Raw genomic sequence first — 26,542 nt, 5'->3', positions numbered from 1 at the left:
TTCAAAAAAACGAGAGACGTCAGTCACTGAACGATCCTCCCGGGCTTTTGTCCCGCCGTGTAACCTTGGAAAAGGTCGTCAACTCTCGGACCAGTCGCCTGTGTTGCCTCGCATTTGCATCACTGCGAGCAACAGGCCGGAACCCTAGTTGAACTATTTGTCAGATTGTCGCGCTTTGATGGTGGTTTCAGTAACCGACTCTTCGCTGCGTACCAGAAGCAGAGCATAGTCTGTGCCAATTAGTTAACTGATTGTTCCTTGGGTGTTTTTCTGTTTTCACCCGAAAAATGCTGCTCCGAGATAGGGCGCTTGCACTATTTTTTGGCGAGGGCTGCGGTAGAGGAAGTGCAAACTTTAATAATTCGGCCGATGGGCGCCAGCGCACGGTGCCGTGGACTTCCTGTCACCTACTACCAAGGGATGAGTTTTTCCCCTCCATCGAATCATTCACCTAACCGGTTTGGAGGTCTACATTGAACAGGTAAACGCGAAAGGCCGCGTTGCCAAGCGACAAACACAACAAGAGGTCGACACCATGATCTACGCACAACCAGGAAAGGAAGGCTCCGTCGTCTCCTTCAAACCCCGTTACGAGAACTTCATCGGCGGCGAGTGGGTCGCCCCGGTGAAAGGTCAGTATTTCGAGAACATCACGCCGGTGACTGGTGACGTCATCTGTGAAATTCCCCGCTCCACCGCGGAAGACATCGAACTGGCACTGGACGCCGCCCACAAGGCTGCACCTGCCTGGGGCAAGACCTCTGCTCAGGAACGTTCCAACATCCTGCTGAAAATTGCGGATCGAATTGAAGCCAACCTGGAACGGCTCGCGGTTGCCGAAACCTGGGATAATGGTAAAGCCGTTCGTGAAACCCTGAATGCCGATATTCCGCTGGCAGCGGATCATTTCCGTTATTTTGCCGGCTGCATCCGTGCCCAGGAAGGTCATATGGGCGAGATCGACCAGAATACCGTGGCGTACCATTTCCATGAGCCGCTGGGTGTTGTGGGTCAGATCATTCCCTGGAACTTCCCGCTGCTGATGGCGGCCTGGAAACTGGGCCCGTGTCTGGCCGCCGGTAACTGCACCGTGCTCAAGCCTGCGGAGCAGACGCCAGCCAGCATTCTGGTGCTGATGGAAATCATTGGTGACCTGCTGCCGCCGGGCGTGCTGAACGTTGTCAACGGCTACGGCATCGAGGCCGGTCAGGCCCTGGCCACCAGCAAGCGCATCGCCAAAATTGCCTTCACTGGCTCCACCCCGGTTGGCTCGCACATCCTCAAGTGTGCCGCTGAAAACATCATTCCGTCGACGGTCGAGCTGGGTGGCAAGTCGCCGAACATCTATTTCTCCGATGTGATGAAGGCCGAGCCCGAGTTTGTCGACAAATGCGTCGAGGGTCTGGTGTTGGCGTTCTTCAACCAGGGCGAAGTCTGCACCTGTCCGTCCCGTGCTCTGGTGCAGGAAGACATGTACGACGAGTTCATGGCCAAGGTCGTTGAGCGTACCAAGGCCATCAAGCGTGGCAACCCGCTGGATACCGATGTTCAGGTGGGCGCGCAGGCGAGTAAGGAACAGTTCGATAAGATCATGTCCTACCTCGCCATCGGTAAGGAAGAAGGGGCTGAGGTTCTGACCGGCGGTGATCGCGAAGATCTCGGTGTTGAGTTCAACAATGGCTTCTACATCCAGCCGACCCTGTTCAAGGGCGACAACAAGATGCGCGTGTTCCAGGAAGAAATCTTCGGGCCGGTGGTGGGTGTAACCACCTTCAAGACCGAGGAAGAAGCCCTGGCGATCGCCAATGACACCGAGTTTGGGCTGGGTGCCGGCGTCTGGACCCGCGACACCAACCGTGCGTACCGCATGGGCCGCGCCATCCAGGCTGGTCGGGTATGGATGAACTGCTACCACGCTTACCCGGCACACGCTGCCTTCGGTGGCTACAAGAAGTCCGGTGTTGGTCGTGAAACCCACAAGATGGCGTTGGATCATTACCAGCAAACCAAGAACATGCTGGTGAGCTATGACACCAACCCGCTGGGATTCTTCTGATCGGAAAGCGACGGGCGGGCCCTCCCACACGGGCCCGCGCATGGGCCAGCACAATGGACGTGCGTTTTCATACCCCGGCGACTGCCCGGGGGGCTCTCGGGAGAGAGCCGGGTTTTTCTTTGTCACTCTCTTTAGGCCCCTGTAGGGGCCTTTTTTTATGAGTAGTGACGCCGGCAAGCCTGCGGGTCTTCAGCGCTAGGCGTTTTTACTCCAGCCAGCGCCCTGGGTTGGGAGTGAGATAGCGTTGCGAGGTCTGTGGTGGATCGCACGCCCTGGCCTGCTGTTCCGGACCCATCAGTAGCCACCGTTCGCGGTGGGCGACGCCGAGATTGATGGCGGTAGCAGGGTTAAAACAACGGAATTCCAGGTCTTTCGCCGCCAGTACATAGCGATGCCCGGCCTCGTTCATCCATTGCCAGGCGTTGCGTTCCTGCTCCTGGATGCTGGTGAAATAACTAAAGTGGACAACGTCCAGCTTCGAGAACAGGATCAGCTGTTCACTGAAGTCAATGATACCGATCGTGGCATCGGAAGGCAGTCTGGTTTCAGCTGCGGAGAGTATGTTTCTGGGTGTCCGCAATGGCTCCATCAAGGTATAGCCCCAGGTGGAGTAGAGTAGCCAGGTCACCATAAGGGCAGTAAAGAATCGCATAATTGCAGCTCGTCGCCACAGGCCAGCCAACAGAAACAACCAGGTCAGACCAAGGGTGAGCATGAAGCTGCCTGCCGTGTGCAGATCTGTGGGGTTCCGGCTATAGTCGGCAATCTTGTCAACCAGGGGTGGGTGATCTTGCCAGGCCAGGACGCCGAGCACGATCAGGGCCAGTGACAGCGCTCCCTGAAGTCCCGTGAGAAATAGTCCAAGCCAGCGTGCCTGCGCTTTTCCGGCGGTGATCGCCGCAACGGCGATGGCGAAGATTGGCAGCGCCGGTAGTATGTAGACTCCACGTTTGCCGGGGCTGAAGCTGAAGAAGCCCACGACCACCAGCACCCAAACCAGCAGCACGACAATCACTGGTTGGTGCTTCAGAGCATCCCTCAATGGCCGCAGGCAAGCCAGCAGTAACAGTGGCAAGGGGAACCAAAGCACGGGGATCACGGTGGTCAGGAAGTAATGCCAGGGCTTCAGGTGTCCCCAGGAATTGGCGTAGCGCTCCCCGGTTTGCCTGAACAGGATGTTGTCCCGATACGCCAGGGCTTCAGTGGTATTGATCGCATCCACATACAGCACCATAGGGATCAGCCAGAGTCCTGCCACTGCCAGCATTACCAAGGGGCCGAAAACGGCACGGTAGTGCATGCGTTCAGCGAACAGTGTCCGGTCGCGCCAGTGCAGGATCAGCAGCGGAATCATCATCATCAACGCTGGAAGAAATCCGACTCCCTTGGTGATGATGCCCAGCCCCATGAATCCCCACGCAGTGAAATACCAACCCCAGGCCGGGCCGCAGAAAAAGTGGCGCAGCAGACCATAGCAGGCCAGAGTAATCCAGCAGACAACCATGCCATCTATCTGGGCCGATTTGGCCTGCATCAGGAACTGGGGTGCGAGCAGTAAGAGCAACACAGCCACCGCCGCGATATGCCGGTTCCACAGGCGTATAGCAAGGTCGTAGACAGCGATCACAGTGATCATGCCACACAGGGCGTTAGGGAGCAGAAAGGCGAGCTTAAGGTTGCCCGTGAGCCAGTAAAAGAATGCAATGGACCACATGAACACCGGGGGCTTGTCCGGGTAAAACTCGCCGCCGCGCATGGGAATGAGCCACTGTCCTGAATCCACCATTTCGCGGGCAACCTCGGCGAACCTCGGTTCATCAGCGGGCCAGGGCGAACGTAGCCCCATACCACTGAAAATCATCACGCCGGTAAAGGCCAGCAACAATAGGAGCAGCCGATCGCGAGACAGCGCCAGAAGTTGCTCGTACATATCTTGAGAAAGACTTCGGGAGAACATGGGGTAGGTCAGGGAATGGTTGCGTTGTTGGTGGTATAGATAACCACCCATCAGCGACGCGAGTATGAACAGGGCCAGGCTAATGCCGAACCGATAGTGGTCGGCGTTCCCTATGCCGGCGCCGGCGAGTGCGAAAACCAGCATTTGTGGCAGGTAGCCCAGGCTACTGCCGGCGATAAAGGGTAAAAAGCGGATGCTGGCGCAACCAGCGATCAGGTTGGTCAGCAGGTTGCTGCCCACCGGTAGTAAACGCACCATCAGGATCTTGCTCGCGGTCTGGTGCTCGAACAGACTGTCAAACTGAGCCATCCGACGGCCAAAGCGCCGGATCAGGCTATGCCGGAACACTAGCCGGGCTGTCCCGAAGCACATCGTGGCACCTATCAAAGTCGCTACAGTGGATAATATCGTGCCGTAGATAGAGTCCAGTGCGAATCCCAGCACGAACGCCAGCATTTGCCGTGGTCCGCCCACGGCGGTAAATACACTACCGGCGGCGGTCACCGCCAACCATCCGGCGAGACCATGGGATGACAGGTAGACAGCTACCCGGTTTTCGTCCGACAGGAATGCCAGCCAGCCCTGCTCGACTGCTAGCAGACTTAGGCTTCCGATGATGGCGAACAGAAGCCAGCGATACCATCGCATCATGTTAGCCTGGCTCCGTTTCCGGGAGTTCCGCGATCTGTGCAACCCGTGTGCGGTGCAACAGCCACATCACCCCGGCCAAGTCGAGCAGACCCGCCCAGCCACGGTTCCAGGCGTTGTACTTGGAGTTACCTTGCAGGCGATTTCGGTGATTGACTTCCACCACATCGATCTCGCCACCGATGCCGCGCACCAACGCCGGAATAAAACGATGGCCGTGATTGAACCAGGGCAGCTTCAGGAATGTTGTTTTGGGAAACAATTTCAGGCCACAGCCGGTATCCGGTACGCCATCGTGCAGCAAGGCAGCACGAACACGGTTGGCGACTCTGGACTGGAACCGCTTCCAGGCAGTGTCTTTGCGGTTGCGGCGGTAGCCGGCAATACAAAAGTCCTGACCCTGATGAGCCGATGCCCGGTCCAGTAGAAGGGGAATGTCCGAAGGATCGTTCTGTCCATCGCCGTCCATGGTGATGATGAGATCGCCACGAGCCTGACGAATCCCCGTCTGCAGAGCCATGCTTTGCCCCACGCTGGTGGCGTGACGAACTACCTGAATCGGGCAGCCCAGATCGTGGGCGGTGGACGCGGCGGTTCTTAGTGTGCAGCCGCTACTGCCGTCATCCACTATCACCACTTCGAAGTGGTCGTAGTTGCTCAGCACATAATAGATTTCGGCGATCAAGCGACTGATATTTTCCTGCTCGTCCTTGGCTGGAATAACGACGGACAAAAAATGGTTTGATTCCATGTCATCGGACCTGTTTTGCTAGGAAACCCTCGGATCGAACCCCTGGTTCGTCGGGAGACTGGCCGGGAAGGCGTCACATCAGTTGCAAAAGTATCCGCTAAAATCCTTAAGTGAACCTTAATCAGCCTCTGGATTTCAGTTGGTAATTCCAGTTTGGTGCAGAGGTGGCTTTGGCGGGAAGGTGCGTTGATTGCTGCAGCATTAGCCTTGAACTTAGGGAGGTCTGAAAACAGTGCCAAAGTACCATATGGCTCTTTTGCCACCACCGCTAGGATGAGACATGAGTTATCGGCACAGCCGCTGATTCACCCCTGAATGCGCTAACAATCATGACAATAGAGGTAAGCATTATGTGGACCAAACCAGCCTACGAAGATCTGCGCATCGGTTTCGAAGTCACCATGTACTTCGCCAACCGCTGAAAGCTGAAACGGCCAGCCTTTTGCCGCTGGCCGTTTTGCTTCCGGAGTCTTACTCATGCACATCCACGTACTTGGTTCTGCAGCGGGGGGTGGTTTTCCCCAGTGGAACTGTAATTGCTCCAACTGTGACGGCTTCCGCAAAGGCACACTGAATGCCCGGGCGCGAACCCAGTCCTCCATTGCTGTCAGCGAAGATGGCGAACACTGGATCCTGTTTAACGCCTCACCGGATATTCGTGCCCAGCTGGCCTCTTTCGCGGCCATGCAGCCCGCCAGGGCTTTACGGGACACCGGCATCAGCGCTGTGCTTTTGATTGATAGCCAGGTAGATCACACCACCGGCCTGCTGACCCTGCGCGAGGGTCTGCCGCTGGATGTCTGGTGCACGGAGCAGGTCCATGAAGACCTGAGTGGCGGTTTTCCGCTGTTCCGGATGCTGGAACACTGGAACGGGGGGCTGAACTGGCGGGAAATACCCGCCACTGACAACGAGTCTTTCACGATTCCCCGCGCGCCGTCCCTGAGGCTCACTGCGATTCCGCTGCTGAGTAACGCACCGCCTTATTCACCGCGTCGGGACAATCCGCACCCGGGCGATAATATCGGCGTCTTTGTGGAAGACACCCGCACCGGGCAGACGGTGCTTTATGCGCCCGGGCTGGGGGAGCCGGACGCACGAATCCTGGCCTGGATGCGCAAGGCCGATGTACTGATGGTGGATGGCACCGTCTGGCATGATGACGAAATGATCCGCCAGGAGGTCGGCACCAAAACTGGTCAGGCCATGGGCCATCTGGCCCAGAGCGGCCCCGGAGGCATGATGGAAGTGCTCGGCACCATGCCGGCGAAGCGCAAGATTCTGATTCATATCAATAACACCAACCCGATCCTGAACGAGGACTCCCCGGAACGTGCGGAACTGACGCGCCATGGGATTGAGGTGTCCTGGGATGGAATGCATATTGACCTGTCGGGGCAGCCATGAACGCCAAAGCCAACTCCGCCATGAACCGTACGGACTTTGAACAGGCTCTGCGGGACAAGGGACAGTATTACCACATCCACCACCCGTACCATAAAGCCATGTACGGCGGGCAATGCACGCCAGAACAGATTCGTGGCTGGGTGGCCAACCGGTATTACTACCAGATCAATATCCCCCAGAAAGACGCTGCAATCATGGCCAATTGCCCGGACGCCAGCGTGCGCCGGATGTGGTTGCAACGGATACTGGACCACGATGGTCACGAAGGTGATGCCGGTGGCATCGAAGCCTGGTTGTGCCTGGCGGAAGCGGTGGGGTTGAGTCGGGAAGAAGTCATCGACCAGCGTCATGTGCTGCCCGGAGTGCGCTTTGCCGTGGATGCCTACCTGAACTTTGCCCGCCGGGCGACCTGGCAGGAAGCGGCCTGCTCCTCCCTGACCGAACTGTTCGCCCCGGAGATCCACCAGTCCCGGCTGGACAGCTGGCCGCAACATTACCCGTGGATCGAAGAGAGCGGCTACCACTATTTCCGCAAACGGCTTTCGGAAGCCCGGCGGGATGTGGAGCACGGCCTGACGATCACCCTGGACAGTTTCACCACGGCTGCCTCACAGGCCCGTGCCCTGGAAATCCTCCAATTCAAGCTGGATATCTTATGGTCTATGTTGGATGCCCTGACTATGGCTTACCTGCACCGGACGCCACCGTACCACACCGTAACCGATCAACCGGTCTGGCACCGGGGGCTGTGGTGACCGACAGCATGGCAAGGGTGCCCCGCCTGCGCCCGGGCTTCCGCTTCCAGTGGGAGCCGGTGCAGGACTGTTATGTACTGTTATACCCGGAAGGCATGGTGAAGCTGAATGGTAGCGCCGGTGCTATCCTGAACGAAGTGGATGGCCAGCGCAGTGTGGCCGATATTGTCGCCACCCTCGAACAGCAGTTTCCGGATGCCGGTGCCCTGGAAGGGGATGTGAACGACTTTCTCCGGGATGCCTGCCAGCAACATTGGATCGAGATGTCATGACCAGTTCCGAGGCAGCCAAAACGGTCAGTAACCCGCATCAGGCGGGGCCACCACTCTGGTTGCTGGCGGAGTTGACCTATCGGTGTCCGCTGCAGTGTCCCTACTGTTCCAATCCCCTGGATTTCGCCAGCACCGAGCAGGAACTGACCACGGACGAATGGGTGAGCGTGTTGCGCCAGGGTCGTGCCATGGGGGCCGCGCAACTGGGGTTTTCCGGCGGGGAGCCCCTGGTTCGTCAGGATCTGCCGGATCTGATCGCTGAAGCGCGCCATCTTGGCTATTACAGCAACCTGATTACGTCTGGCCTGGGGCTCAGCGAAGCGAAGGTGAACGCTTTCCGGGATGCCGGCCTGGATCATATCCAGGTCAGCTTCCAGGCGTCTGACCCGGAGCTCAACAATGCGGTGGCGGGTTCCCGTAAGGCCTTCGACCAGAAGCTGGCCATGGCCCGCGCGGTGAAGGAAGCCGGCTACCCGATGGTGCTTAATTTCGTGATCCACCGTCACAACATCCATCAGATGAATGACATCATGGCGCTGTGCGAGCGCCTGGGCGCCGATTACGTCGAGCTGGCCACCTGTCAGTATTACGGCTGGGCGTTCAAGAATCGCGAGGGGCTGATGCCGTCCCGGGCGCAACTGGAAAAGGCGGAAGCTGAAGTTCAGGCCTATCGACAACAGTTGGCCGTCAGTGGCTCGGCGATGAAGCTCATCTTCGTCACCCCGGACTACTACGAGGAACGCCCCAAGGCCTGTATGAATGGCTGGGGCAGCCTGTTCCTGACTGTGGCCCCGGACGGTACGGCCTTGCCGTGTCACAGCGCAAAATTGCTGCCCATTGATTTCCCGAGTGTGCGGGAGATGGAGCTCAAGACCATCTGGTATGACAGCCCCGGTTTCAATCATTACCGGGGCGATAGCTGGATGCCCGAGCCCTGTCGGTCCTGTGATGAAAAAGGCAAAGACTTCGGCGGCTGTCGCTGTCAGGCGTACCTGTTGACCGGCAACGCCGTCAACGCCGATCCGGTGTGCAGTAAATCCTCGCACCATGACCGAATCCTGGCGGCGAGGAGAGCCGCCGACCACGCCACGGCGGGCATTGACGAGCTGACCTATCGCAATGCGGATAACTCCAGACTGTTCTTCAGGGGCTGATGTTTCCTGCGCCCCTACCTGCGATTCAGACCCCGGCAGGCAGCCTGTCCTGCTGAGCGCCGAGGACGCCTGTGCCTCCTACATCCAGCGCGGGGCACTGTCGGTTTCGCGGGCCGGCGTGTTCTGGCTTCAAACTGAACCGGCCCTTGGCATAACGGCGCTGTGGCACCTGACAGACCAGGGCCCGGCACGGCTGGGGCCACAAGGTTTGAGTATTCGCAGTCGGGTCAATGGGTATGGCGGGGGAGCGCTGGCCGCGTCGGATCTCGGTGTGTTTGTGGTGAGCGAGGATCAACAGATTCACTTCATTGATCGGATGGATGGCCACTGCCAGCAACTGACCGAAGAGCGGGGAGTTGCCTATGGTGGGCTGGTGGCAGATCCGACGCGACACAGAGTGCTCGCGGTAAGGGAGAGGGACGGTCAGCAGCAGTTGGTGGCTGTGGGCCCGGAACAGGGCATCCAGATCCTGCATTGTGGCCAGGATTTTTATGGAGCACCGGCACTTTCCGATGACGGATGCCATATTGCCTGGGTCAGTTGGCAGTTGCCGGATATGCCCTGGCTCCGGTCCGAGCTCTGGACAGCGGTGGTGACGGAGAGTGGTTGGCTCCGCGGCTGCGAAACCTGGCCGACGCCATCGGAAGCGTCGGTACAGCAACCGGTGTTTGCCGGCGACACCCTGCGGATACTGTCAGATCACGGCGGCTGGTGGCAGCCGTGGCGCCTGGACCCGGACGGCATTAACGGTGACTGGGTAACGTGCGATGTGCCGCACCTGGATCATGCCAATGCGCCCTGGCAACTGGGGGAGTCTCACCATGTATCCCTGGTGGGTGGTGGCTGGGCCAGGGTTCGCTATTGCAACGGGACCGGTGAACTCTGGCTGCTCGACCAGGACGGTCGTCAGGGCCGGAGGCTGGCCCCCACATTCAGTGATTTTCGTGATCTGTGTTCAGTAGGGGCGGAGTTGTATTGTATTGCCCGATCCTCCAGGCGGCTGGATGCGGTGCTGGCAATCAACCCCGGCACCGATCAGGTGCGAGTTGTCGCGGGTGGCGAAGAGGCCATGAAGGGGAACTCACCGGCCTTGCCGCAGAACTTTGTGGTGCCGGCTGGAAGCGCCTCCGAGCCGGGTATTCAGGGCTTTTTCTACAGCCCCACCTCAGCGGAGCCGGAGAATCCGCCGCCCCTGATCCTGGTAGCCCACGGTGGCCCGACCTCGGCAGCCTATCCGGTCTTCAACCCTCACATACAGTTCTGGTGCCAGCGCGGATTTGCCGTGGCTGAAGTTAACTATCGTGGCAGCTCCGGTTTTGGCAGACAGTTCCGGTTAGCGCTCGCGGGTCGCTGGGGCGAAGCCGATGTCGAGGACATGGAGCGGGCGGCCGATTATCTGGCCGAGTGCGGCCTCGTTGACGGCCGTCGCCTGTTTATACAGGGCCGAAGTTCCGGAGGGTACACGGTATTGATGACATTGATCGCCAGTCGCCGCTTTGCCGCCGGCGCAAGCATGTATGGTGTGACCGATCCGTTACGCCTGCGGGCGGCAACCCATCGATTTGAGTCCGGATACCTGGATTGGCTGCTGGGCTCTCCACACCAACATCCGGAGCGCTGGCACGCACGGACGCCGCTGCACCAGGCCGGCCGCATCCGGACACCGATGATTTTCTTCCAGGGTGGTCAGGACCAGGTGGTGGTTCCCGAGCAGACCAGGGCCATGATTGCCATGATGCAAGCCGCCGGCTTATCGCCGGAGCTGCACTGGTTTGACGACGAGGGCCATGGTTTCCGGCAGCGGACCAGCCAGATTACCCTTCTGGAACGGCTGCTGGACTTTTATCAGCGAGCGTCTTTCTCGTAGGCCCTTTTGTTGCGGTAAGCCGAGGGCGAACTTTTGAACTCCTTGCGGAACATTCTGGAAAAATGGCTGCCGTCGACAAAACCCAGTTCCATGGCGATATCGGTGAGCGATTCATGGCCGCACAGCAGCCTCTGCCGCGCTGATTTCAGTCGCCTCTTATTTATCCAGCGCTTTGGGGACATGCCTAGTGAACTATTGCATTCACGTTTGAAGGTACTGACACTCAGGCCGAACTTTTCCGCAAATTGTTCCACACTCCATGGCTGCATGTAGTGGGATTCAAGAAACTGCCGAAGTCGGGCATTACGGCCCCCGGCCGATGTGAATTTCATGTGGCTCAGCAACTGGTGACAACAGCTTGTATCGAGCAGATAGAACAGGATTTCCCGAACCTTTTCTTCCAGGAACAGGCTGTTCACCCTCTCCGGATAATCGAAGAATGCCCGCAAAGAGAGCATGGAAGTATCCAAAAACGGGGTTTTCTCGAAACTGACCCATGGCTTCAGCATTGAGGGTTCCGGTCTTGGTTCTCGCTCGGGGATGGGCAGCCGGATCGCCTGATCACTGAAAAAACTGCCCAGGAATTCATCTTCAATCAGCACCATCAAGGACTCGAATCCGTTCGGACACTGATGGTCCGCCACCTCCGTCATGATGTAAGAGCCTTTTGGGATGAAGGCCCCCTGGTGGTCCGAGAGAATCGCTTCCTCATCGGAAACCTTGAGGCGTTTGCCCCCTTTGTTGACAAACAACAGTAAGGACTTGTTGAGGACGACCTCATTCACCACCTCCTGTTTTCGATGCTGATAGCGGATGATCTCTAGGTGTTCTGTCCTGAAGTGTGCAAACGGAGTGGCGTTTTCAAAGAGGTGGTCGGGAACCGTGATAGTCATGGTCGCAGATGTCCTTTCAAGAATGTGACGAGCTTCCGGATGCTCGGCCAGACAATCAGGTCACCGGTAAAACAGAGCTGTAAGCACAAATGAGTGACCCGAATGTAAAAGCTTTACGGCAAAACGGATCTTACTATACGCGCCGACTGAATACGGAGAAAAACCTATGGACTTTTTGAACATGTTCAAGCAAAGGATGGCTTGGGTCCTGTTAGCGGCTGCAATGCCTGCAGCGGGACAAGCGGAAACAGTGGACGGCTTCAGTTCGCCGGAGTCCGTTTTGGCCATGGGCGACCAGTACCTGGTTGCCAACGTCGGTAAGAAGCTTGATCCCACGGGTAAGGATGGCGATGGCTATATAAGCCTTGTTGGCCCTGGAGCGGAGCGCAAAAGGGACATGTTCGACGGCAATGTCCGACTGGATGCGCCAAAGGGCATGGGCATATACCAAAGGGTCCTCTATGTGGCTGATATTGATCGCCTGGTTGGTATCGACCTGGAGACGGGAATCCAGGTCCAGGAACTGTCCTTTGCTTCTAAGGGAGTTGGCTTCCTCAATGATGTGGCGATCAGCGAAGCCGGAACCCTGTATGTCAGCGCTACCGATACCGGTGCGATCTTCCAGGTCAACCTCAATTCGGGTGAGTTGGTTGGGCAACCTCTGCCGATTGCCCCCCTTCCCGGGCCCAATGGCCTGTATGTCGATGAATCGCGTCAGCGGCTGATCGTCGCCAGCTTCGGGACAGATGAGCTTCCAGGGGAGCTCGGTGTGCTGTCGTTGGAAACTGGCGAGTATCGAGGCATCGCCGGCGTTAACGGGCTGTTTGATGGTGTTGGTCTGGTGGATGAGAACACCGCCCTGGTGTCGGATTGGGGCAAGTTTGAGCCCGGTGCGGGCGAGCTGAAAACGGTGGATCTTCGCTCGGGAAAGGTAACCGTCGCTCATCGGGAGGCCAGTGGTCCCGCCGATTTTGCCCTGTTGGATGATGGCAGGTACGTCTTGCCCAACATGCTGGATGGCACTTTCACAATTGGGAGTCTCGAGCCCTGAAGTCGCTGGATCGACCGTTTGGGCATACAATAAAAGGACTGCAGCTATGAGAAATGAACCACCGGGCCACGAACTCTGAATCTGGTCATGCCACCAGGTCCATATGTTGTGGTGACGGATAGTTGATGATGTGAACTTGCGGTAAACTCTCGTAATACAGATAACAATAAAATTATCGAGAGCGGTCATGAACCACGATATATCGGCCCTACGGAAATTTGTTTCGCCCGAAATTGTCTTTGGCGCGGGCGCGCGCAAGTCCGTGGCCAATTTCGCCAGTAACTTCGGGGCAAAACACGTACTGCTGGTTTCCGATCCCGGCGTGGCGGCTGCTGGCTGGGTGAATGAGATTGTGACGCTGCTGACGGATGCCGGCATTCGCACCACGATATTTACCGGAGTGTCACCCAATCCCAAGGTGGATGAGGTGATGGCGGGCGCCGAGTTGTACAAGTCCAGCGAGTGCGATGTCATTGTCGCCATTGGTGGGGGAAGCCCCATGGATTGCGCCAAGGGTATTGGTATTGTGGCCACGCACGGCCGCAGCATTCTGGAGTTCGAGGGGGTGGATACCATTACTCATCCTTCACCTCCGCTGATATTGATACCAACCACCGCGGGTACATCGGCGGATGTCTCGCAATTTGCGATCATTTCCGATCCCCAGCGGCGTTTCAAGTTTTCCATCATCAGCAAGGCGGTGGTCCCCGATGTCTCCCTGATTGATCCGGAAGTCACGGAAACTATGGATGCCTATCTGACGGCCTGCACGGGTGTGGATGCCATGGTTCATGCGATCGAGGCGTTCGTTTCCACCGGCAGTGGGCCGTTGACCGATAGCCATGCCCTGGAAGCGATTCGGCTCATTAACCGAAACCTTGAACCGTTAGTAGAGAACACCGCTAACCCATACCTGCGTGAACAGATCATGCTGGCCTCTATGCAGGCCGGGCTGGCTTTCTCCAACGCCATCCTTGGCGCGGTTCACGCCATGTCCCACAGCCTTGGTGGCTATCTGGATCTGCCACACGGTTTGTGTAATGCGTTGTTGCTGGAACATGTTGTGGCCTATAACTACGTCTCGGCGGAGGACCGTTTCCGCCGGGTGGCGGAGGCGATGGACATCGATACCCGCGGTATGGGCAAGCCTGAAATCAAGAAGCGGTTGATGAACCGTATTGTCGAGCTCAAACGCAAGGTCGGGCTGGAGGCGCGGCTCGCCGAGTTGGGGGTTACCGTGTCCGATATTCCGTACCTGTCCGGGTTCGCCCTGCAGGACCCCTGCATACTCACGAATCCCCGCAAGTCCAGTTTGCGGGATGTCCAGGTCGTTTATGAAGAAGCCCTCTGAGGAAAAGGACAGCGGCTATGGAGTGGGCGACCTGTTGGGGCTGGGAAGCCAGTCGGTCCGCAAGAACTATTACCCCGCACTGCAGCAACGCATAGAGGAACTGGAGAAGGAGCGTAACCGCTATAAGTGGCTGTTTGAGAACGCACTTCATGGCATCTTTCAGGCCAACATGCGTGGTGGTTTTCTGGCCTGCAACCCGGCGATGGCCCGTATCTGCGGATACGCCAGCCCTGAAGACCTGAAACAACGGGTGATTCGACTGCGAGAGCAGTTGTTCTGCAGTTCCAATGAGTTTGACAAGATTCGCCAGGAGCTCCTGGACGAGGGCAGTCTGCGCGTTCGGGAGACCCGTTTGCGGCGGGTGGACAACACCCCGGTGCATGTTGCGATCTCCATATTGCGACGCCCGGACCTGGGCCCGGAAGTGGTGGAAGCGTTCGTGGCGGATATCACCGAACGGGTTCAGGCCCGGCAAAAGCTGGAACAGCTCAATGCTGATCTGGAACGACGGGTGGAAGAGCGCACCGAAGCCTTGCAGAACGCCAACTTCGGGCTGCGCTACCAGATCGAGGAGCGGGAAAAGGTTGAGCGCGAACTGGTGGTCGCCATGGAGGCGGCGCGGGAAGCCAACCGCAGCAAGGACAAATACCTGGCTGCCGCCAGCCACGACCTGATGCAGCCGCTGAATGCCGCCAGGCTGATGATTTCTGCCCTTCAGGACAGCCAGTTGCCGGACCAGGAGCAGCGCATGGTGCACCAGGTTCACCGCGCCCTTGAGGGGGCGGAAGACCTGTTGGCGGATCTGCTGGATATCTCCAAGCTGGATCAGCAGGCGATGAGGCCGGATCTGGCCTTTACTGACGTGGCGGCGCTTGCGACCGGGCTGGGAGAGGAATTTGAAGCGGTGGCGGCTAATGCCGGTTTGCAGTTCCGGATTCATACGGCGCCCGCAATGGTCAAAACCGATCAGCGTATGATGACCCGCATTATCCGCAATCTGTTAAGCAATGCCTTTCGCTACACCCGTCAAGGGGGCGTTCTGCTGGCTTTGCGCGCGCGCGGTGACTGCCTGCGCATCGAAGTCTGGGACACCGGGGTGGGCATCGAAGAGGGTAAGCTCCGTGACATCTTCAGGGAATTCCACCAATTGCTGCCCCAGGGCACCGGCGGGCGTCAGGGCGTGGGTTTGGGACTGGCCATTGTGGAACGCATGGTCAGGATTCTGGGGTACGATATTGACGTCGCCTCCCGACCGGGCAGGGGATCCCGGTTCGTATTGACTGTTCCCCTGGAGAAAAGCATGTCTGGCCAGGCAGAGGCCGGGGAAACGCATCCGCTCGAATCCTTTGCCGAAGGCTTCAACGGTGCCCGGGTACTGGTCATTGATAATGAACAGGCCGTTCTGGATTGCATGCAGGTATTGCTGGAACGCTGGGGGTGCTCGGTCATGGCCGCTCGCAGTGACATTGAGGCCTTGCAATTGCTGGCAACGGCGGAGCAGCTCCCATCAGTGATACTGGCGGATTATCATCTGGATAATAACCTGACGGGCTGTGAAGCCATCTATAGCGTCCGCCGTAAACTGGATCGTGATATTCCCGCCGCAATTATTACTGCCGACAGCAGTGACAATATCCGCAGTCTGGTGCGTGCCCAATACCTGCCGATCCTCAACAAACCCGTCAAACCCAATCGGCTGCGGGCATTGTTGACGAGTCTGCTGGGGCCATCTTCGGAATAACGAACTAACCCGTCATGGCCCGAGGGTCTACACTGATTCCTGAGATCCCATGAATTTCAGGAGAGTGCATCATGGCAATAACCGATAACGCCCTGACCAATCACGAAGTGACCATCTGCCTGGCAGGCGGTGCTGTCCTCGGCCCGTTCAATGCCACGTGGTCCCAGGACAATGGTGGAGATGTCCGTGAGCTCGTGAAGGAATACGATGCCTTTTTGCAGGGTGAGAAGCAGCACCGATTCAAGTTTCATCTCCACGATACCTACACCAATACCGTCCAGACATTAGTTGTTAACTTTGAACAGGTTACGGGAATTTGTGACCATGTGAGGCTGAAATCCCACCACGGGGGGTGACGATTCCCTGATACCGATAAGGAGAGGGTGTCATGAGTGAATTCAGAACGGAAAAAGACAGTCTCGGAGAGGTGCGTGTGCCAGCGGACGCTCTCTGGGGCGCGCAGACACAACGCGCCGTTGACAACTTCCCGGTCAGTGGTCAGCCCATGCCGTCGGCGTTCATTGCCGCTGTTGCCCGGGTCAAGCAGGCAGCGGCGGAGGCCAATGCCAGTCTTGGCTTCCTGGATAATGAAAAGCGGGATGCGATCATCGATGCATGCGAACACGTGGTGAATGGCGATTTTGCAGACCAGTTTCCGGTGGACCGCTATCAGACCGGTTCTGGCACCAGCACAAATATGAATGTCAACGAAGTGATTGCTGCGTTGGCGGCGCGTGCCGGTGTCCAGGTAAACGCCAACGATCACGTCAATATGAGCCAGAGTTCCAATGACGTGATACCGACCGCCATCCACGTCAGTGCCGTTACGGTGGTTCAGACCCAACTGTTGCCCGCGTTGTCTCACCTCTGCGGTGTCATCTACGAGCGCGAAGCGCTGTTCTCGGAACAGGTTAAAACCGGGCGGACCCACCTGATGGATGCCATGCCGGTGACTGTGGGGCAGGAACTTCGCACCTGGCGGGAGCAACTGCAGGCGACGGAAAAGCGTGTGGAAGCGGCGGCTGACGATCTGATGGCATTGCCGCAGGGCGGGACTGCGGTAGGCACCGGGATAAACGCACCGGATGAATTTCCCGCACAATTCGTCAAGTTCCTGGCGACCGACACCGGTTACCATTTTCGTTCCCTGGAGCACAAATTTGTCGGGCAAAGTGCGATCGATTCGCCGGTGGCGCTGTCTGCCCAACTCCGGGGCGTGGCAATCGTACTGACCAAGATCGCCAATGATCTGCGGTGGATGAACAGTGGGCCTATTCATGGGCTGGCAGAAATCAGTTTGCCTGCGCTGCAACCCGGCAGCAGCATTATGCCGGGGAAAGTGAATCCGGTGATTCCGGAATCGGTGGCCATGGTCAGTGCCCAGGTCATGGGGATGGATACAACGATTGCGCTGGCGGGTCAGTCCGGTAATTTCCAGCTCAATGTGATGCTACCGCTGGTGGGGGCCAATCTGTTGGATATGGTTTCATTGCTGAGTAACGCTTCCACCATGCTGGCAGAAAAAGCAATCAAGGGTCTCACGGTCAACGTGGATAACCTGAACGCCGGTGTGGGACGAAATCCGGTGCTGGTCACTGCGCTGAATCCGGAAATTGGCTACGCCCTGGCGGCGGACATCGCCAAGGAGGCCTATCGTACCGGTCGCCCGGTGATTGATGTGGCAGAGGAACGAAGTGGGCTGGACAGAGCCCGGCTGGAAACGTTGATGGATCCGCTCAAACTGACCCGTGGCGGGGTTTCCTGAACCGGAGGCTGATTGACTTGATCCTGGCACTGGAGTTGTTTGTGATGTTGGTGCTGGCTAACGGAGCCCCGGTGGTTGCCAGGAGATTGTTCGGCCATCATTGGTCGGCACCGGTGGACGGTGGCCGACTCTGGCGCGATGGTCGCCCACTGCTGGGCGAGAGTAAAACATGGCGTGGTGTGGTGGCTGGCACACTGAGTTGTGGCCTGTTTGCCATGGCAGTGGGTTTGGGACTGTTCTTTGGTTCCCTGTTCGGTTTTATGGGGTTGCTCGGCGATATGCTCAGCAGCTTCATCAAGCGTCGCCGTGGATTGGCGGCCAGCGCCAGGGCTTTATGGCTGGATCAGGTTCCGGAAGCGCTATTGCCCATGATTCTGGCATTTTTCTGGTTGCCCGTGGGGCTCTGGCAGGCTTTGGCGGTTGTGGTGCTGTTTACCCTGTCCAATATAGTGTTCTCACCCCTGCTTTACCGTTTGGGTATCCGGCACCAGCCGCACTGACCATTATTTGGGGCCCCGGGTCAGGGTGTGGATCGTCACTTCCGGTGGGCAGTTCAGGCGCACATTGATCACCGAGGTGCCTGATCCCGGCGAGGTGTAACCCTGCATGCCATTCATTCGCCAGTGCCCACGGCCGAGAGCCCTAGGGCAATCAGAATCCAGGGTGACGGGGAAGCCGCCGGGCAGGCAGATCTGACCACCGTGGGTATGGCCACACAGAAATATGTCGTATCCGGCGTGTGCGGCTTCCCGATAGATCTCCGGTGTATGGCTAAGCAAAATGCTGATGCCCGCAAGGGGAATGTTATCCCCTGCCCGATGCAGATTGTGAACCTTGTAGAAATGGGCATCATCCACCCCGGCGAGGTAGAGGATTTCTCCATTGCGATGAATCTCTGAATGTTCGTTCATCAGCAGCCGGTAGCCCATGTCTTCCAGTCCGGGAACCATCCTTATACTGTCGTGATTGCCAAGCACCGCGTAGGCATCGCCGCGAATCGCATCCCGGAGTTTTGCCATGCCATCGAGCGCTTCGTCCACGGGCCCCCAGGTCAGGCGTCGGTAATCACCGGTGAGCACGCACAGATCGTATTCCAGGGGGGTAATCTGGTCGATGACCGACTGAAGGTTGGCCTCGTCCATATCGACATGCAGGTCCGTCAGATGGAGAATGCGGAAACCTTCAAAGGATGCCGGCAGATCAGGTACATGAAACGAGTTGTTGGTGGTGGTCAGGTGTCGACTGTTGTTTTGCCCGCGCCGAAGCAGGCCGGACATTTGCAGACAGAAACGGATAAACCCAGGCGCTAATGCCCAGTTTTCAAGGTGGAATGTCTTGTGGTTCGGTCCGAATACCTTGGCTTCGGCTTCCCGTTCGATCCCCAGCCTCTGGCGGGCGTGGACCGGGCCAAGCCGGAGGCTTAAGCGGTACTCCAGTAGTTCATCCTGACTTTCTGGTGTATGGGCCCTGGCGGTCATGTTAGATCCTGCATTGCACGTATTGGCAAACCCTAACTCCATTATGGTTGGCTTGGGGAGGGTTGCAACCGCAGTGATACAATGTTCATGTTTCACCAAACAAGCGGAGGCGGTTATGACAACATCATGCAATATTCCGGGGCTGGAAGTGCCGCGCAGCCGGTTCCCTGATCCGGAGCAGGATCTCGATGACAGTGCCGGCGCTGCCCATGTGGTCCTGGCTGGCGGGTGTTTCTGGTGCGTTGAAGCGGTTTTCCTGGCGATCAACGGTGTAACATTCGTGGAGTCCGGTTATGCTGGCGGTAGTGCCGACACCGCGAATTACGAAGCCGTGTGCGGTGGCCAGACTGGCCATGCCGAAGTGGTGGATGTTCACTATGATCCATCCAAAGTCAGCTTTGGTCAGCTATTGAAAGTCTTCTTTTCCGTGGCCCACGACCCCACCCAGTTAAATCGTCAGGGGCATGATCGGGGCACCCAATACCGGTCCGCGGTGTTCTATGAAACGCTGGAGCAGAAGCGTGTGGTTGAAGCCTACATCCGTCAACTGGACGCTGCCGGGGTCTATCCGGAGCCCGTCGTTACCCGGCTGGAGCCGCTGGAGGCTTTCTATCCGGCCGAGGCATACCACCAGAACTTCGCTGCCCAGAACCCCTATCAACCCTACGTCATGGCGGTCGCCGCACCGAAGGTGGAAAAGCTGGAGAAGACCTATAGCGATTATCTGAAACCCGATTACCGCAACGACGACACAGCCTGAGGAGATTGTCATGAGTGTTTCTGCTTCCGGATACGAGCTGACCCCCCTGACCCCGTCGCAGGTTGAGGAAATGTCAGCAGACCTGTCGGCGGAAGAGCGCCGGGTGCTGCTTGACCACGGTACCGAACATCCCTTCTGCGGGACGTTGCTGGATAACAAGAAAGAGGGGGTCTACCACTGCCGGTTGTGTGACCTGCCATTGTTCAGTTCCAATTCCAAGTTTGATTCAGGAACCGGCTGGCCAAGCTTCTTCCAGCCTTATGACAAGGAGCATATCCGCTACATTGAGGACACCAGCCTGGGTATGACTCGCACCGAGATCCGGTGCCCCCGGTGCGACAGTCATCTGGGCCATGTATTTCCCGACGGACCGCCTCCCACCGGCCAGCGGTATTGCCTGAACTCTATTGCCATGGTGTTTCGGGATCAGTAAGGAACCTGCGTGATCAGACTGGATATGAGCCCGCTGACGGAGTCGGCGACCTTGCTGAGGCGGGCAGGGGTTGTTCTGGGATCGGTGGGGCTGACGGCGTTGTACTCCTTGCTGGTGCTGTTGCGGGCCCTGTTTGGCCAGCTGAATCGACCGATTGTCGACAAGTATTGCCGGGAGTGGTCGGCGGCTTTGTTGCGGTTGGTGCGGGTGAGTCTCACGGTACGGGGCGCGGTGCCTGATTTTGGCGATGGCCGGCGCTACATCATCATGTGCACCCATGCCAGCCATTACGACATCCCGGTGACCTTTGTCTCCATGCCCGGATCGGTGCGGATGCTGGCCAAGAAGGAGCTGTTCAGCATTCCGTTGCTTGGGCAGGCGATGAAGGCGGCGGAGTTTCCCTCTATTGACCGGGCCCACCGGCAGCGTGCCGTAAAGGACCTTGAAAAGGCCAGGGCGATGATGGAAAGCGGCATCGTGCTCTGGGCCGCGCCAGAAGGCACGCGCTCACCTGACGGCCACTTGCTGTCATTCAAAAAGGGCTGTTTCCACCTGGCGCTGGACACTCAGGCGGTGATCGTGCCGGTGGCCATTCGCGGCATTCACAAGGTCTTGCCGGCCAGGACATGGCGTATCAATCTGGGGCAGCCCGTGGATGTCCGGGTGGGTGCCCCGATCGATATGTCGGGTAAAGGCAAGGAAGATCTCGTGGCAGTGATGGCTGAGGTGCGCGGGCGCCTGGAAAACCTGCTGGGAGATGGTGAAGCCGCGTGATCTCCGCGGCACCACCTTTCCTGATCAGCTGATGATAGTCGACGCCAGATAGCCGGTGTAACTCACGTAAACCAGTAACAGCAGTGCGCCGTCGAAACGGCTGATCAGCTTGCGTTTTCCGGTCAGCCCTACCGTCATAAGCAGCAGTCCCAAAGTGAGCGCGGCCATAAGTGTCCAGTCACGGTAAAGGACTTCCGGATCAACGGTCAGGGGGTTTATGGTTGCCGCCAGGCCGACCACTGCGAGGGTGTTGAAAATTCCGGAACCCACAATGTTGCCGAGAATCAGGTCGTGCTCGTTTTTCTTGACTGCGGCCAATGCAGACGCCAGTTCCGGCAGAGAGGTGCCGATGGCGACGATGGTCAGGCCGATAATCAGATCGCTGACGCCCAGAGCCTGGGCGATGGTCACCGCGCCCCAGACCAGCATCCTCGAGCTGACAATCAACAACACCAGACCAACCACCAGCCATATCAGAGCGACTTTCAATGGCATTGGATGGGCGATCAGTTCCGCGTCGGTATCACCGACCAGGGTGTCTTCCTTGCCCCTGATCCCCTGGTAAATGGACCAGCCCATGACAGCGGCGAATACACCCAGCAATACCCAGCCGTCCAACCGGGTCAACTGTCCGTCCAGCAGTTGTACGCCGGCAATGGCGGTCAGCACCAGCAGTAGTGGCAGTTCCTTGCGGATCACCTGGGAGTGGACCGCGATGGGGGCGATCACCGCCGTCAGGCCTACGATCAGGGCAATGTTGGTGATATTGGAGCCGTAGCCATTACCCAATGCCAGGCCGGGGTTGCCATCGGCGGCGGCCATGGCGGAAACGGCCAGTTCCGGCGCCGAGGTGCCGAAACCAATGATCACCATACCGATCAGCAACGATGGCATGCCCAAGTGTTTGGCGGTAGCGGCGGCGCCTTCGACAAACCGGTCGGCACTCCAGACCAATAGAATAAGACCGGCAATAATGGCTCCAATTGCCAACAACATAATTAAACCTCAGTGAATGAAACGACCCAGCATGAATACCCCCGCATAGCCAAGGGTGTAAGCCAGCAAAAGGTGGCCAAGATACCGCATATAGGTAGCAAAGGTCAGCCCGGAAATCTTGCTCATAGCTACGATGCCGGCGGCCGAACCGATGACCAGCAGCGAGCCGCCAACACCGACAGCGTAGGTCAGCCCCATCCATTCCCCGGGACTCATCTCAATGCCGGACTTCAGCAAGGCAGCGGTTAGCGGCACGTTGTCGATGATGGCGGAGAAAATACCCATCAGGTAGTTGGCCGCGACCGGGGGCAGGATATCGTAGATTGCCACCAGTGACTGCAGGGCGTGGATTTCCTTGAGCATACCCACCAGCAGCAGAATTCCAAGGAAGAACAGTAAGGTTTCAAACTCGATCACGCGGATGTATTCCAGGATCGGGTCCAGGTCACTGTCCGTACTCATAAAGCGGGAAACCAGAAACATAATGGACAGACCAAACAGGAAAGTCAGTACGGGCGGAATGCTGAACAGAGCATTGCCTGAGATAGTGGCAATGATGGTTAACAGGAACAGGACACTGATCACCGCATCCACTGGGCGTACCTGATGGCTGGCGGCGTTGAGAGTAACCGTGCCGGTGAGCCCGCGGGACAGGAAAACCGCCAGGATTAACACCGTGATGGACGCGGGAATGGCGAGGGTCAGCAGGGTCAGGATTTCGACCTTGTCCGCCAGGAAAATCATCAGTGTGGTGACGTCCCCGGTGATCAGTGAGACGCCACCGGAGTTGACGGCAAAGACCACCAGGGTGATGAACTGTATGCGTTTTTTCAGCTCAAGGTCGAGCGAGAGAATCAGCGAACATGAGACTAAAGTGGCGGTGATATTGTCCGCCAAAGACGAGAAGATAAAACAGAAAAGGCCAGTCAGAAACAGCAGCTTCCGTTCGCTTACCTGTTTCGGCATGATCAGGTACACCACATTTTCGATCATACCCTTCTTGTTCAGGTACGCGACAAACGTCATGGCCGATACCAGAAATAGCCATAGCCCGGCAATTTCTGCAATGCTTTCGGCGAGTCCGGCGGAGATGGCAGACGTTTCCGTAGCGTCCTTACTGAAGACAAACAGCAGCATCCAGCTCAGCGTGCCGAAAAAAAGTGTAACCTTGGCCTTGTTGACGTGAATGACTTCTTCAAAAATAACGCCCAGCAAGGCCAGGATAGCCAGTAATACAAGAACAGGCTCGAGACTGAGCATAGGGCATCCTGAAAGCGGTTGGTTTTAGACAAGCGGCTGGATTTTAGACCTTTGACATGCTGGGGGCTACCGTTCGTAAGTAAAGACAACTGTCGGATTGCCATCTTTACAGGGGTGTAAAACGTACCCATTGACTATCGCAATTTATTCTTGGGGCAAAAACCGGGATAATTGCGCCACATATTCGGACAGGAAGCCGTTGCCGGGCCCTAGACTCCTTGCTCTGCAGGCTTCCCAAAGACCTCTTTGCTGATCGTGGAGAGGTGACAGGCTCAAAATCAAGCAGGGTGAAGACTAATGGCCGTAAGACAGGCGGATGTAGTGCTGGTCGGCGGGGGCGTCATGAGCGCTACCCTCGGCATGATGCTCAGGCAGCTGGACCCATCACTGGACATCGTCATGGTGGAGCGTCTCGATCACGTTGCCCATGAAAGCACCGATGGGTGGAACAATGCAGGCACCGGCCACGCCGGGTACTGCGAACTGAATTACACTCCCGAAACCGAGGATGGCGATGTGGCCATCGAACGGGCGCTTCAGATCAACTCCTCCTTTGAAGTGTCGCTGCAGTTCTGGTCCTATCTGGTTGAGCAGGGCATGTTGCCGGAACCGACATCGTTCATTAACCGCACACCTCACCAGAGCTTTGTCTGGGGTGAAAAGGACGTGGCGTTCCTCAAGCGCCGCTACGAAAAACTCAGCGCTCATCACCTGTTCCGGGAAATGGAGTACACCGAATCCCCGGACGACCTGGCCGAGTGGATGCCGCTGGTGGTCAAGCACCGTGATCCCAAGCAGCCGGTGGCGGCCACGCGGATCACTCATGGATCGGACGTCGATTTCGGCTCGCTCACCCGGAGTATGGTCAAGCACCTCGAAAGTACACCCAATTTTGAACTGATGCTCAGCAGCCCGGTTCACTATCTGGCGAAGCGGGACAATGGTCGCTGGAAAGTGCGGGTGAAAGACCAGAAAACCGGTGAGGTCAAGAAACTGGAAGCCGGTTTCGTGTTCCTGGGAGCTGGCGGTGGCGCCCTGCCGATGCTGCAGAAGTCCAATATCGACGAGGCACGCGGTTATGGTGGTTTCCCGGTCAGTGGCCAGTGGTTGGTCTGTCAGGAGCCAGAGGTCGTCAAGCAGCACCACTCCAAGGTCTACGGCAAGGCGCCCATCGGTGCGCCGCCGATGTCAGTGCCACACCTGGATACCCGCATCATCAACGGCGAGCCGGCATTGCTGTTCGGCCCGTTTGCCGGGTTCACCACCCGATTCCTGAAGCAGGGGTCGGTGTTCGATCTGTTCGGATCGGTGAAGCCCACCAACCTGCGTCCGATGCTTTCCGTCAGCAGGACCAACATGGATCTGACCCGGTACCTGATTGGCGAGGTGTTCCAGTCCCACGCCGAGCGTGTGGCGGCGCTGCGCAATTTTTTCCCGAATGCCAGGGAGGAAAACTGGAAACTGCAGAGCGCCGGTCAACGGGTACAGATCATCAAGCAGACCCCCGACGGTGGCGGTAAGCTTGAGTTCGGCACGGAAATTGTGGCAGCCAAAGACGGCTCGCTGGCGGCCCTACTGGGGGCATCTCCCGGTGCCTCCACCGCAGCCCATGCGATGATCGACGTCATTGAGCGCTGTTTTGCTGACAGGATCAGGACGGCCGAGTGGCAGGACCGCATGAAAGAGATGGTGCCTTCCTATGGCCAATCGCTGGTCGATGATGAGTCCCTGCTCCGGCAAGTACGGGACAGAACGCTGACAACGCTGCAATTGGGCTGATATACCCAATTAATCTAAAAACAGCGAGAGCACTACGAATACTGGCCCAGTTACCAGCGTTTGTGGTGCTTTTTGCGTTTTATCGGGGAGAGAACATTTGCCATTTGTGTTGAAACCTCTAGCTTAGTAGGTACATCCCCTGAAAGGAGTACCACTGTGAGTGAACAAAAGTTCAATCCGGAAAAAGGATACATCGCTCTGCTGGGGTGGAGTCTCAACGCCATAGAGGCAGCAGACAAATTTGACCGCCGGTATGTCGTGGTTGCCCCCGACTGGGCCGAAGCCTACTGCACGGAGCACGATATTCCTTACGTGCCCTGGAACTTCGAGCGCCTGAACGATCGTTCTTTCGAAATTGCACAGACTCTCAAGGAAATGGGAGTGAATGTGGCCATTCCGCTGTTTGAGGAAACCGTGGAATGGGCCGGTGCCATCAATTCGGTGCTGCTGGATAGCCCTCGCCTGTTTGGGCAGGCCATGTTGTTGCGTGACAAGGCGTTGATGAAACGACGTGCCCAGCTCGGCGGCATCCGTGTCGGTATTTTCGAGGAGGCCCATGATAAAGAGGATGTCGTCCGATTCCTCAAGCGGGTCAACCAGACACTGTTGAAACTTGATGGTGACCCCAACGACCCGATCCACCTGAAAGCCTTCGACAAGGCTGGCTGCCTTGGGCATCGGGTGATTCGTACCCCGGATGAAGTGGATACCATTCCGGACGAGGAATTCCCGGTGTTGATGGAGTCCCACCTGGACGGCTGGGAGTTTGCCGTGGAAGCCTGGATTCACAAGGGCAAGGTCGCATTCCTCAATATTTCGGAATACGTGACCCTGGGCTATTCGGTGTTTGTGCCGGCCACACCGGACCTGGAAAAGTATCGCCCGCAGATTACCGCGGAGATCGAGAAGTTGATCAAGACCTTCGACATCGAGTTCGGGTTTATACACCCCGAGTACTTTGTCACCAGCGACAGTACCATGTATTTTGGTGAGGTGGCCTACCGCCCACCGGGCTTCAAGGTCTTTGAGTTACTGGAGAGGGCTTACGGATTTAATGCCTATCAGGGCCTGATTCTGACGTTTGATCCGAAGACCACGGAGGAAGAGGTGAAGGCCTTTTTCCCGAAAGAAGTGGTGGACGCCAAGGGCTATGCTGGCTGTTTCGGCGTGTATCCCCGTCGTCGGGTAGTCAGCAAGCTGGAAATGCCCGAGGAAACCGAAAATCACGAGTATTTCGAGTCCCACGAGCTGACGCCGCCGATGGAGGAAACCGTCACCAAGCGGACCGCGTTTGGCACCCATTGGGGGTTGATCTACTTCTTCGGTGATGATCCCTACGTGATGCGGGATCTACTTAAACACCAGGAAGAACTGGATTTCTATGTATAATTCCG

The 26,542-nt window shown here is 57.5% G+C and carries 24 protein-coding genes and 1 riboswitch; of the genes, 18 read left to right on the top strand and 6 right to left on the bottom strand.

The genetic code is table 11. From position 1 onward, the window contains the following. Window positions 1-34: 34 nt before the first annotated feature. Window positions 35-159, bottom strand: a riboswitch (guanidine-I (ykkC/yxkD leader). Between the two features lie 376 nt (window positions 160-535). After that, window positions 536-2,056: an acetaldehyde dehydrogenase ExaC gene (gene exaC, locus MARLIPOL_RS04695; protein ID WP_012136942.1), complete on the top strand. Its 1,521-nt coding sequence runs from the start codon at window positions 536-538 to the stop codon at window positions 2,054-2,056. Between the two features lie 205 nt (window positions 2,057-2,261). On the opposite strand, the gene MARLIPOL_RS04690 is transcribed toward exaC, so the two are convergent. Next, a complete protein-coding gene (locus MARLIPOL_RS04690; RefSeq protein WP_012136941.1) occupies window positions 2,262-4,664 on the bottom strand; it encodes a VTT domain-containing protein in 2,403 nt (800 codons plus the stop codon). Window position 4,665: 1 nt separating this feature from the next. Then, window positions 4,666-5,412 carry a glycosyltransferase family 2 protein gene (locus tag MARLIPOL_RS04685; protein WP_012136940.1) on the bottom strand — a complete coding sequence of 249 codons (747 nt, stop codon included), beginning with the start codon at window positions 5,410-5,412 and terminating at the stop codon, window positions 4,666-4,668. Between the two features lie 350 nt (window positions 5,413-5,762). Between MARLIPOL_RS04685 and pqqA the strand changes: the two genes are divergently transcribed. The 6 genes from pqqA to MARLIPOL_RS04655 are packed head-to-tail and all read left to right on the top strand — an operon-like array spanning window position 5,763 to window position 10,867. Further along, window positions 5,763-5,834, top strand: coding sequence for a pyrroloquinoline quinone precursor peptide PqqA (gene pqqA / locus MARLIPOL_RS04680; protein ID WP_007153157.1), 72 nt, complete (start codon window positions 5,763-5,765; stop codon window positions 5,832-5,834). Between the two features lie 55 nt (window positions 5,835-5,889). Continuing rightward, window positions 5,890-6,819, top strand: a complete 930-nt coding sequence (gene pqqB, locus MARLIPOL_RS04675; protein ID WP_012136939.1) for a pyrroloquinoline quinone biosynthesis protein PqqB — start codon at window positions 5,890-5,892, stop codon at window positions 6,817-6,819. Continuing rightward, window positions 6,816-7,574 (top strand): pyrroloquinoline-quinone synthase PqqC, encoded by a 759-nt coding sequence (gene pqqC / locus MARLIPOL_RS04670; protein WP_012136938.1) that lies wholly within the window; start codon window positions 6,816-6,818, stop codon window positions 7,572-7,574. The genes pqqB and pqqC overlap by 4 nt, the downstream gene beginning before the upstream one ends. Window positions 7,575-7,582: 8 nt before the next feature. Further along, window positions 7,583-7,846 carry a pyrroloquinoline quinone biosynthesis peptide chaperone PqqD gene (gene pqqD, locus MARLIPOL_RS04665; protein WP_036190732.1) on the top strand — a complete coding sequence of 88 codons (264 nt, stop codon included), beginning with the start codon at window positions 7,583-7,585 and terminating at the stop codon, window positions 7,844-7,846. Further along, window positions 7,843-9,000, top strand: a complete 1,158-nt coding sequence (gene pqqE / locus MARLIPOL_RS04660; protein ID WP_012136936.1) for a pyrroloquinoline quinone biosynthesis protein PqqE — start codon at window positions 7,843-7,845, stop codon at window positions 8,998-9,000. Before pqqD ends, pqqE begins: the two co-directional genes overlap by 4 nt. Next, entirely contained in the window at window positions 8,966-10,867 is a 1,902-nt protein-coding gene (locus tag MARLIPOL_RS04655; RefSeq protein ID WP_012136935.1) for an alpha/beta hydrolase family protein, read from the top strand. The genes pqqE and MARLIPOL_RS04655 overlap by 35 nt, the downstream gene beginning before the upstream one ends. On the opposite strand, the gene MARLIPOL_RS04650 is transcribed toward MARLIPOL_RS04655, so the two are convergent. Then, a complete protein-coding gene (locus MARLIPOL_RS04650; RefSeq protein ID WP_012136934.1) occupies window positions 10,846-11,760 on the bottom strand; it encodes an AraC family transcriptional regulator in 915 nt (304 codons plus the stop codon). The genes MARLIPOL_RS04655 and MARLIPOL_RS04650 overlap by 22 nt on opposite strands. Before the next feature lie 166 nt (window positions 11,761-11,926). Here MARLIPOL_RS04650 and MARLIPOL_RS04645 point away from each other — a divergent pair, with 166 nt between their 5' ends. From MARLIPOL_RS04645 to MARLIPOL_RS04620, 6 genes are all read left to right on the top strand, one after another. Then, window positions 11,927-12,811, top strand: coding sequence for a YncE family protein (locus tag MARLIPOL_RS04645; protein WP_012136933.1), 885 nt, complete (start codon window positions 11,927-11,929; stop codon window positions 12,809-12,811). 187 nt (window positions 12,812-12,998) lie between these two features. Continuing rightward, complete coding sequence (ercA, locus tag MARLIPOL_RS04640; RefSeq protein WP_012136932.1) at window positions 12,999-14,162, top strand: alcohol dehydrogenase-like regulatory protein ErcA; 1,164 nt, start codon at window positions 12,999-13,001, stop codon at window positions 14,160-14,162. Then, entirely contained in the window at window positions 14,146-15,903 is a 1,758-nt protein-coding gene (locus MARLIPOL_RS04635) for a PAS domain-containing hybrid sensor histidine kinase/response regulator (RefSeq protein ID WP_012136931.1), read from the top strand. Before ercA ends, MARLIPOL_RS04635 begins: the two co-directional genes overlap by 17 nt. 71 nt (window positions 15,904-15,974) lie before the next feature. Further along, entirely contained in the window at window positions 15,975-16,259 is a 285-nt protein-coding gene (locus tag MARLIPOL_RS18965; protein WP_012136930.1) for a hypothetical protein, read from the top strand. Window positions 16,260-16,291: 32 nt separating this feature from the next. Then, window positions 16,292-17,668 carry a class II fumarate hydratase gene (locus MARLIPOL_RS04625; RefSeq protein ID WP_012136929.1) on the top strand — a complete coding sequence of 459 codons (1,377 nt, stop codon included), beginning with the start codon at window positions 16,292-16,294 and terminating at the stop codon, window positions 17,666-17,668. A 17-nt stretch (window positions 17,669-17,685) separates the two neighbouring features. Then, a complete protein-coding gene (locus tag MARLIPOL_RS04620) occupies window positions 17,686-18,168 on the top strand; it encodes a CDP-archaeol synthase (RefSeq protein WP_012136928.1) in 483 nt (160 codons plus the stop codon). A gap of 3 nt (window positions 18,169-18,171) precedes the next feature. Here MARLIPOL_RS04620 and MARLIPOL_RS04615 read toward each other — a convergent pair whose 3' ends face one another. Further along, a complete protein-coding gene (locus MARLIPOL_RS04615) occupies window positions 18,172-19,146 on the bottom strand; it encodes a metallophosphoesterase (protein WP_012136927.1) in 975 nt (324 codons plus the stop codon). Between the two features lie 115 nt (window positions 19,147-19,261). Between MARLIPOL_RS04615 and msrA the strand changes: the two genes are divergently transcribed. The 3 genes from msrA to MARLIPOL_RS04600 are packed head-to-tail and all read left to right on the top strand — an operon-like array spanning window position 19,262 to window position 21,113. Beyond that, window positions 19,262-19,906: a peptide-methionine (S)-S-oxide reductase MsrA gene (gene msrA / locus MARLIPOL_RS04610; RefSeq protein ID WP_012136926.1), complete on the top strand. Its 645-nt coding sequence runs from the start codon at window positions 19,262-19,264 to the stop codon at window positions 19,904-19,906. 10 nt (window positions 19,907-19,916) lie between these two features. Beyond that, a complete protein-coding gene (gene msrB, locus MARLIPOL_RS04605; RefSeq protein ID WP_012136925.1) occupies window positions 19,917-20,339 on the top strand; it encodes a peptide-methionine (R)-S-oxide reductase MsrB in 423 nt (140 codons plus the stop codon). Window positions 20,340-20,348: 9 nt separating this feature from the next. Further along, complete coding sequence (locus MARLIPOL_RS04600) at window positions 20,349-21,113, top strand: lysophospholipid acyltransferase family protein (protein WP_012136924.1); 765 nt, start codon at window positions 20,349-20,351, stop codon at window positions 21,111-21,113. 24 nt (window positions 21,114-21,137) lie between these two features. Here the strand turns inward: MARLIPOL_RS04600 and MARLIPOL_RS04595 are convergent, their stop codons facing one another. Continuing rightward, complete coding sequence (locus MARLIPOL_RS04595) at window positions 21,138-22,109, bottom strand: calcium/sodium antiporter (RefSeq protein ID WP_012136923.1); 972 nt, start codon at window positions 22,107-22,109, stop codon at window positions 21,138-21,140. Between the two features lie 9 nt (window positions 22,110-22,118). Beyond that, window positions 22,119-23,369: a sodium:proton antiporter NhaD gene (nhaD, locus tag MARLIPOL_RS04590; RefSeq protein ID WP_012136922.1), complete on the bottom strand. Its 1,251-nt coding sequence runs from the start codon at window positions 23,367-23,369 to the stop codon at window positions 22,119-22,121. Between the two features lie 297 nt (window positions 23,370-23,666). Between nhaD and mqo the strand changes: the two genes are divergently transcribed. Continuing rightward, the gene (mqo, locus tag MARLIPOL_RS04585; protein ID WP_012136921.1) at window positions 23,667-25,148 is read left to right on the top strand and encodes a malate dehydrogenase (quinone); all 1,482 of its coding nucleotides are present in this window, start codon (window positions 23,667-23,669) and stop codon (window positions 25,146-25,148) included. Window positions 25,149-25,304: 156 nt separating this feature from the next. Beyond that, window positions 25,305-26,537, top strand: a complete 1,233-nt coding sequence (locus MARLIPOL_RS04580) for an ATP-grasp domain-containing protein (protein WP_012136920.1) — start codon at window positions 25,305-25,307, stop codon at window positions 26,535-26,537. Window positions 26,538-26,542: the final 5 nt, after the last annotated feature.

The sequence above is a fragment of the Marinobacter lipolyticus SM19 genome (assembly GCF_000397065.2).
GTDB lineage: Bacteria > Pseudomonadota > Gammaproteobacteria > Pseudomonadales > Oleiphilaceae > Marinobacter > Marinobacter lipolyticus.
Note: the sequence above shows the minus strand (reverse complement) of the source record. Positions and strands in the feature narration are given on the sequence as shown.